Origin of the sequence: Streptomyces sp. NPDC059248 (assembly GCF_042753905.1) — a bacterium.
Classification (GTDB): domain Bacteria; phylum Actinomycetota; class Actinomycetes; order Streptomycetales; family Streptomycetaceae; genus Streptomyces.
Genome location: NZ_JBHYZV010000181.1, coordinates 1 through 1,301 on the forward strand (window position 1 = coordinate 1; position 1,301 = coordinate 1,301).

Consider the following 1,301-nt stretch of genomic DNA (forward strand, 5'->3'; position numbering starts at 1 on the left):
TGTTGGGCGGCGAGGCTGGTGGGGTCGGTTGTGTCGCCGAGGAGGGTTTCCTGCCAGAGGGTGTAGTCGGCGTACTGCACCGGCAACACCGGACGATCGGCCTGGAGGATTCCGGCGCTTTCCGGATCGGGGAACGGTGTGCCGGATTCCGCCGCCGTACCCTCGGTCTTCCGGTGATAGGCGTGCAGAAGATCAGTGAGCAGGGGACGGATGGACTCCCCGTCGGCGGCGATGTGATGGACGACCAGGACGAGCGTGTGCTCCGCGGGACCCGTGGTCAGCAGGGTGGCGCGGAGCGGTAGCTCCTCGGTGAGCGTGAACCCCCGCCGGACGATGTCGTCGACGCGCCCCTGAAGTTCCTCGGGGGCGATGTGGTGGCGATCGATGAGAGGGCCGGCTCCGTCGCCGGTGTGGATCCGCTGGTGGGGGGTGCCGTCGGCCTCGGGGAAGGTGGTGCGGAGTGTTTCGTGGCGCTCGGTGAGGTCGTCGAGGGCGTGCTGAAGTGCTTGGTGGTCGAGCGTTCCGGTGAGCTTGATGATGAAGGGGATGTTGTAGGTGGGGGTGGGCCCTTGGAGCTGGTTGAGGAACCACAGGCGCCGCTGGGCGGAGGAGAGCGGGACGGGCGAGGGCCGGGTGGTGGCCTGGAGCGGGGGCCGGACGGCGGTGGTGTCGTCGAGACGCGGGGCGAGCCGGGCGACCGTCGGGTGGTCGAAGAACGTGCGGACGGTCACTTCCTTGCCGAGGACGGCACGGATCCGGCTGGTCAGCTGAGTGGCGAGCAGGGAGTGGCCGCCGAGCTGGAAGAAGTTGTCGTGGACGCCGACCCGGGGGAGATCGAGGGTCTCGGCGAAGAGCCGGGCCAGAGCATGCTCGCGCTCGGTTCGCGGGGCCTGGTCGGTGATCTGCTCCTGGAGATCGGGTACGGGCAGGGCCCGGCGGTCCAGCTTTCCGCTCGTGGTCAGGGGCAGCTCGTCCAGCACCATGAACACCCCCGGGACCATATGGTCCGGAAGGGACTTGCGGAGGTGCTCGCGGATCTCGTCGGTATCGAGGACGGAGCCGGGAACCGCCACCGGATAGGCGATCAGACGGGTGGTGCCGGCATCGTCCGTATGGGTGCGTACCGCGGCCCGGTCGACCAACGGGTGCCGGGTGAGGGTGGCCTCGATCTCGCCGAGTTCGATGCGTAGTCCGCGGATTTTGACCTGGTGGTCGCTTCGGTCGAGGTAGTCGAGGTTGCCGTTGGTGGTCCAGCGGGCGAGGTCGCCGGTGCGGTACATGCGGGTGCCGGGTGGTCCGTA

General features: G+C 68.7%; 1 protein-coding gene. It reads right to left on the reverse strand.

Annotated features, from left to right (window positions below; translation table 11 throughout):
* The coding region (locus ACFXG1_RS33170) for a condensation domain-containing protein (protein ID WP_384745897.1) at nucleotides 1-1,280 on the reverse strand (1,280 nt) is incomplete at its 3' end.
* Between the last annotated feature and the right edge of the window lie 21 nt (nucleotides 1,281-1,301).